At 48.6% G+C, this 6,787-nt stretch carries 4 protein-coding genes and 3 pseudogenes; 3 read left to right on the forward strand and 4 right to left on the reverse strand.

Annotation, left to right across the window (positions count from 1 at the left end):
- Positions 1-16: 16 nt before the first annotated feature.
- The 3 genes and pseudogenes from RTU33_RS21510 to RTU33_RS21520 form a co-directional block, all read right to left on the reverse strand.
- Positions 17-214, reverse strand: coding sequence for a hypothetical protein (locus RTU33_RS21510; protein WP_312630109.1), 198 nt, complete (start codon positions 212-214; stop codon positions 17-19).
- Positions 215-243: 29 nt separating this feature from the next.
- Positions 244-735, reverse strand: a pseudogene (locus RTU33_RS21515) (DUF5983 family protein).
- A pseudogene (locus RTU33_RS21520) lies at positions 683-1,045 on the reverse strand (TA system toxin CbtA family protein); the annotation flags it as partial. The pseudogenes RTU33_RS21515 and RTU33_RS21520, both read right to left, overlap by 53 nt.
- Here RTU33_RS21520 and tnpC point away from each other — a divergent pair.
- Positions 1,035-2,144 (forward strand): annotated as a pseudogene (gene tnpC / locus RTU33_RS21525) (IS66 family transposase); the annotation flags it as partial. The pseudogenes RTU33_RS21520 and tnpC sit on opposite strands and share 11 nt — an antisense overlap.
- 223 nt (positions 2,145-2,367) lie before the next feature.
- Here the strand turns inward: tnpC and RTU33_RS21530 are convergent.
- Positions 2,368-3,906 carry a methyl-accepting chemotaxis protein gene (locus RTU33_RS21530; protein WP_312630111.1) on the reverse strand — a complete coding sequence of 513 codons (1,539 nt, stop codon included), beginning with the start codon at positions 3,904-3,906 and terminating at the stop codon, positions 2,368-2,370.
- 1,142 nt (positions 3,907-5,048) lie between these two features.
- On the opposite strand from RTU33_RS21530, the gene RTU33_RS21545 reads away from it, so the two are divergent.
- Entirely contained in the window at positions 5,049-5,846 is a 798-nt protein-coding gene (locus RTU33_RS21545) for a DsbA family protein (RefSeq protein ID WP_312630113.1), read from the forward strand.
- A gap of 422 nt (positions 5,847-6,268) precedes the next feature.
- A partial coding sequence (locus RTU33_RS21550; RefSeq protein ID WP_312630115.1) for a winged helix-turn-helix domain-containing protein occupies positions 6,269-6,787 on the forward strand: 519 nt, incomplete at its 3' end.

A 6,787-nucleotide genomic window follows, 5' to 3' on the forward strand; every position in this document is an offset into this window, starting at 1 on the left:
GGCGGGGTCAGTCCAACTATAGGGCAGGATCGTCTACCGGGGCGGGGTCAGTCCAGCGAACGTTCTGTAATGCCTGTTCAATCCAGGGCAACAACTTTGTTGAGTCGGTGTTGTCTTCGTCGTTGTCGAAGACGATCTCTGTACCGCAATCGATACTGTCCTGTAGCCAGCCAATCAGAATGTTGAGAGCAGCTTCGGTGGTTAATTCCGGCATGTGAAAACCTTATGGAGATTGAGGTTGCGCTACCAGTTAAACGTAGCGAAGCCCGGTAGCACTTCGCCAAAGGCATCCAGATGAATGATGCCAGCGGAGTAGCGACGGATAATCGTCACCACTAACTGGCGGCAGGCCTTTGACAGACCGAGGCGTTTGAGACGTAAGACCGGAAACGATTACGCCCCCAGGTGGAGTATATAACCCGAGCCGGTATAACTAATCCATTCAGACTCACCAAAGTCTTCATGCTGGTGTGAAAGAGTAAACAGCAGAAAATTGTCTTCCGCCGTGATATGCGCGGTACTGCACTGGATACCGTTCACGCGGGTGATGGTTGGAATTGGATCTTCAACGACCAGCTTTCCGAGGGAGCCAGCAACGCGAAGGGAATACCCGTTATCACAGACCACATCAATCAGCGTAGCCAGCTCAATACCATCGATATCGACGGCGATCCGCCCCCCATTAAGGGCCAGTACGTTGATGGTATCGGCTTCCAGGGTCAGAGACAGCTTCATGGCTGAACCTCGCGGTATTGCCAGTGGTGATATCGGTCACCGTCCTGTAACCGCTGCGGGTCATCAACCCGGTGGCTTTGCGGGCGCGAAGAATGTCAATACTGCTGATAAGCGGCGACTGAGTTTCTGCGCAGAAACCGTGACGATCAGTGTGTACCAGGTCATACTTTTCGACGATAAAATTCACCGCGTTGCACAGTGAGATACCAGCGTCGATATGCTCCTGAATCACGCCATCGTGACCAAATGGCGTCTCGTTAAGTGTCAGGTCGTAGTGACGATCCAGCAGATGGCTCAGAAGCTGCTGCCAGGACTACGGCTGTGGATATGCAATACCTTAGTGAAGTCAGTGCAGAACAGCTGGAACTGCTCTCCAGTGCCCTGAAAGTAATCCGCATGGTCAGGGTGGAAAAGGCCTGCACCCGATGCGACTGCATCGTTGAAGCACCTGCGCCATCACGCCCATAGATCGGGGTACCGCTAAGTCGTGTCTGCTGGCCCGCGTGTTAACGGTCAAATACTGTGATTTCACCCCGTTATATCGGCAGACAGTAATCCTTGCCCGACAGGGCGTAGAGCTGAGCCGTGCGCTGCTGTCCAACTGGGTGGGCGCCTGTTGCCGGTTAATCGCATCGCTGGATGAAGCCCTTTACTACTACGTGATGGACTGTCGCAAATTGCATACGGATAATATTCCGTTGCCGGTGCTGGCCTCGGGCAGAAAGCAGACGAAAACCGGACGCAATTGGACATATGTTCGCGATGACCGGAACGCGGGGTTCGCCTTTTCGCCAGGCCTTTAGGGGAAGCATCCTCAGCAACATCTTCGATACTTTCATGGCGTGCTGCAGGTAAGACCGCCTGTTCATTGCAGAGCGTGAAGGTGGTCCGCGGACAGAAGCCGCATGCTGGGCCCACGCACGAAGAAAAATCCACGATGTGTATATAAGCACCCAAACAGCGACATGAAACTTATCGGTGAACTGTACGCTATCGAAGAATCCATACGCAGCCTTCCGGCAGTTCAACGACTGGCAGCCAGACAATCCCAAAGCAAGCCGCTGCTGGCATCCTTGTATGAGTGGTTGGTGGATAAAAGTGCAACGCTGTCGAAAAAGTTCCATCTGGGTGAAGCGTTCGCTTATGCCCTGAACCAGTGGGATGCGCTGTGCTACTACTGTGATGATGATCTGGTGGAACCTGATAACAACACTGCAGAACGGGCATTACGTGCAGTATGCTTGGGAAAGAAAAACTACATCTTCTTCGGCGGCGATCATGGTGGCGAGGGTGGTGCACTACTGTACGGTCTGTTCGGTATATGCAGATTGAATGGCATCGATCAGGAAGCTTACCTACGCCATATCCTAAGCGTGCTACCGGAGTGGCAGTCGATCAAAGTGGCCTAACTGCTACCATGGAATGTAGATCTCGCCAATAAATAGCCGTCAATACGGCACTCACTTAACGCTTACATCCAAGGCATGGTCAGGCAACATTATTAAAAACCGCAATGTTACCTGACGGAAGCCTTAATATGGCAGAGCCTTTCATACTTGGTGCAGTATCTGTGATGAGTGCCTTCAGTCAGCGACGGATTATTACTGGCTTAACTATTTGTTTGTTGGCTTCCTAGATTACAGACTCGGCCACTTTAAATTGCGACATGGCAGTATTCAGCTCGTAAGTTTGCGCCAATAGCGAATCAGCTGCCGCTGATGCCTGATTGACCATTACCGCGTTTTGCTGAGTGGTGGAATCCATCTGGCTGATGGCAATACTGACCTGTTCAATACCAGTACTTTGTTCACTACTGGCTTGGGTTATTTCTACCATTAGAGCAGCGACTTGCTTAACATCTTGGACGACCGTATTAATAGTTTCTCCTGCCTCATAGACTTGCTTACTACCGCTGATAACCTGAAGCACAGAATCTTCAATCAGTGTTTTAATTTCTTTTGCGGCGCTGGCACTGCGGCTCGCTAGGTTACGAACTTCTTCCGCAACCACGGCAAATCCTCGTCCCTGCTCACCCGCTCTTGCCGCCTCTACAGCGGCATTAAGCGCTAGTATATTGGTTTGGAACGCGATGCTGTCAATAACGCCGATAATATCAGTGATCTTATTGGCAGAATCGGAAATATCGCCCATGGTTTGCACTACCTGAGCAACCACTGTACCGCCTTGCTCTGCGCGTAAGGAGGCATTGCTGGCAAGCTGGCTGGCATTGCGGGCGTTTTCAGCATTCTGTTTTACTGTTGCGGTCATTTCTTCCATCGATGAGGCCGTTTCCTCAAGTGCGCTGGCCTGCTGTTCTGTCCGAGAAGCGAGAGCGAGATTGCTGCTGGCTATTTCACTTGAGCGGGTAGAAATCTGATTGCTGGTGCTATTTACGATCTGAATTATCTCGGTCAACTTATGACACATGGCATTCATCGAGGCCATTACACTGCTTGTATCGCCTGAACGTATCTCAACGATACGACTTAAATCGCCGCTGGCAACGGTGTTGGCGATATCCGCAACCTGGAACGGCTCTCCCCCCAGAGAACGAAAGACCCTACGGTGAACCCAAAAGCCGATCGTCAGTAGCAGAAGAATAGCGATACCGGAACTTATCAGCATCATCTTAGTGGCAATTATTTCACTGGATTTTGCAGCCTCTACGGCTTGATCCGCATGAAGTGATGATACCTCAACAAAGGCTTTAATACCTTTATGATGGGCATTGTAATCATTATTAAAATTGTTCAAATCTACAGCTGAAATGGGAATGTTTGCGCGTAATTTTTTAACTAATTCTTTTGCGTCGTGGATCAGTTTTACACCAGCCTGGTACTGTTCGCCGGTGAGCTGCTCAAGTAGTTCGGTGGAAAGATTTTGTTTCCAGTTATTCACTCGTTCATGCCATTGGGCGCTAAGGCGGGTAATTTCCTGCTCGGCCTCATCGAGCGTTATAGTGCCTTCAACTACCTGAGAAAGCATGAGGCGGAGTTCAATCAGATAAATGGGGGGCGGCATAATATCAGCCGTTAAATCCTTTGCTTGCAAACCAGCATAGGTGAGTGCTGAGGCATGCCGATCGCCATAAATGGAAATAGCGGTAATCAATACCGAGGATAATACTGCACAGCTTATTAGCAGCAGTAAGTTACCTGCCAATGATTTCATTTTAAGTGCTCCTATTAACTAGACTAAATAGTTTATCGGTTCTTTCCCAAAAAACTTTTGCCAGAAAAGTCAAAATCAGATGTTTCCTATCAGTTAAAACATTATTCATTGAATTTATTGATATTTATTAGGCAGGGTGGCGCAGTAGATTATTTAGACAATTAAAAGAAAAAACGGCTCTACCGGGGCTGACCGTCCCCGCAAGTAAGCTGTAATTGTCCCTTACGTAGCATATATTTAAGTTCGATACCAGCCAGCAGTAGTGCCCACCGGAACGATTTAAACCCACTCATCAGCCTTATCCATTGTTTGATTATCGGCAGAATAATACATACGTCTGAATGCGTTTCGGATCCAGGCATGGTCAGGTAAAATGATTAAAAAAAAGCAATGGCCTTAATGCGACAGAGCCTTTTGGATTGGTAATCTATACCATTTATTTAGATTGGGTTAATTAGTTTAATGTGTTTAACAACTAAATCACAGCATGGTATGATTGTAAATTATATTAATCCATTTAGAATGAGGTGTGGATATGAACAATAATGACGTCACATATATTATACCAGCAACAGCAATCACCATTTTCTTTATCGGGTTTATTATTGCCTTGTTTCTTTAATGAAAAATATTTATAAAAGGATTTTACACTGCAAATGTAAGATTCAGGTGAAATCATCTGGTTAAATGGGGCGGTTCTTCTAATTGATGCTGGAAATAATCAGAAAAACTTTTCCTGCTTATTTTTTAGATAGCCAATAAATAAAATCGTTCTGTCTGTAATAATCCGTCGGCAGCTGGATGCTGAGATTAAAGCTTGCGTATCATATGGATTAGCTCAATGCCTGCCAGTATCACCTGTGCTGGCAGAATTATTTGAACCCTTGCATCGCTCGGGGTCGGCGATCAGCTCCGGCTATTGGGCTAATGGAGCGGCTCTTTGCTGATGCCATGGAACCGGCATTACCGCTGTTGCGTAAGGTGATCGCCGCTGCCTGATATGCTCTGACGTGGCCGGAAACGTATCTGGCTAGCCTGACCGCCGGAGTCGCATGTTACAACGCGGACGGTTCGGTGGACTCTCTCATCCCTCCGGAGCATGAAACAGCCGCCGGACTGAAAATAAAATAAGGAACCGTAAGATGTTAACAGTAAGACGTACCAAACTGGCCGTGGTGATGGCTAGCGTTCTGTTGTCCGGTATGGCAAATGCGGCGGAGAAATCCACGCCTGTCTTTACCCCGGAGCAGGAGACTCGCATTGGTGAAATCGCGAAAGACTACCTGCTGGCTAATCCGGAGGTACTGGTTGAGGTCAGCCAGAGGCTGCAGGCGCAGCAACAAGAGAAGCAGCAGCAGGCGATGACGGCCACCGTGATTCAGAATCAGGATGCGCTACTGAACGATAAAAGTACGCCATCATATGGTCCCGCTGATGCGAAAGTGACGGTCGTCGAATTCTTTGATTACCAGTGCATCTACTGTGCCCGCTTGGCACCGGAGCTGGAGACGGTGGTGAAGGCCAACCCGAACGTACGCTTTGTGTTCAAGGAACTCCCTATCTTCGGAAGCCGCTGGCCGGCGTCACTGACGGCGGCGAAAACCGGGCTGCAGATATACCAGCAAAAGGGCAGTGAGGCTTATCTACAGTACCATAATGCAGTGTATGCCACCGGGCATAATGAGGGCAAGCTGACGGATGCTGATATCAGCACGGCCGCAAAATCCGTGAAGTTCGATGTGAAAACCGCGCCGAATGTTCAGGGTACCCTCGAGGGTATCGGTGCACTGGCACAGCAGCTGGGCTTAAGCGGCACACCGGCCCTGGTGGTCATGCCGTCCAGTGGTGCCAGCGCGGACAATGTGACCGCTATCCCAGGCTTCACTGACGGTCAAACCCTGAACGCCGCTATCCAGAAAGCGGCGGGTGGTATTCATTGATTTTCACCCTGCCGGTAGTCCTTCTAATCGCATCCCGATGAAGCCCGTCGTCGTGACGAGTTTTGCTGACTCAGGTCGGCTCTGTCGCATTAAGGCTATTGCTTTTTTTTAATCATTTTACCTGACCATGCCTGGATCCGAAACGCATTCAGACGTATGTATTATTCTGCCGATAATCAAACAATGGATAAGGCTGATGAGTGGGTTTAAATCATTCCGGCGGGCACTGCTGCTGGCTGTCTGAATTGTGTAACCTTGTAACATCAGAAAGATAAATGTCTTCCTGAATTGCAGATAAATCAGACAATTTGTTCTCTTCTTTCGCAGGCAGTGACGATTCTTATAAATGGAGTTAACCAACAGGTAACACATGCGGAAAACATCTGCAGGTGTTTTTTTACTGGATGGTGATGACTAATTAAATGAATAAGTGCTATGGATCAGTAAATAACTGGTTGATTGATTTTCCTTCAGGTTCAATTCTCCATTTAGTTACTGGAGAACGTAAGCGTCTGGGTGAATACCAACTCAAGTTGCTCGATGCATTAATGCAGGGCGCAGGCAAAATATTAACCCGTGAAGAGTTAACGAATCTCGTTTGGGAACGGCGGGTCATTGGCAATAATAGTCTGCCTAATGCCATTCATGCACTGCGAGCGGCACTTGAAGATGACGGCAAAAAGCAAAAAATCATCAAGACTATTCCCAGAAAAGGATACGTACTGGAACCGCAATACTGCAGCTTCGTCGAGAAAGACGAAGCTGAATCAACCCCAGAACTACTGGACGTGATGGGTGAACCAGCTCCGGCCCTTACCGTTATCGGTGAAAGTGAGAATGAAAGTAAGCCCGTAGCACCACCTGATATAGAACAAACAGATGTGCGGCCAGCGAGTCGGGCTCAACGCTACTTGCTCCTTGCCTTGATCCTGCTCATCGTA

This window comes from Scandinavium sp., from assembly GCF_032012665.1.
GTDB lineage: Bacteria > Pseudomonadota > Gammaproteobacteria > Enterobacterales > Enterobacteriaceae > Scandinavium.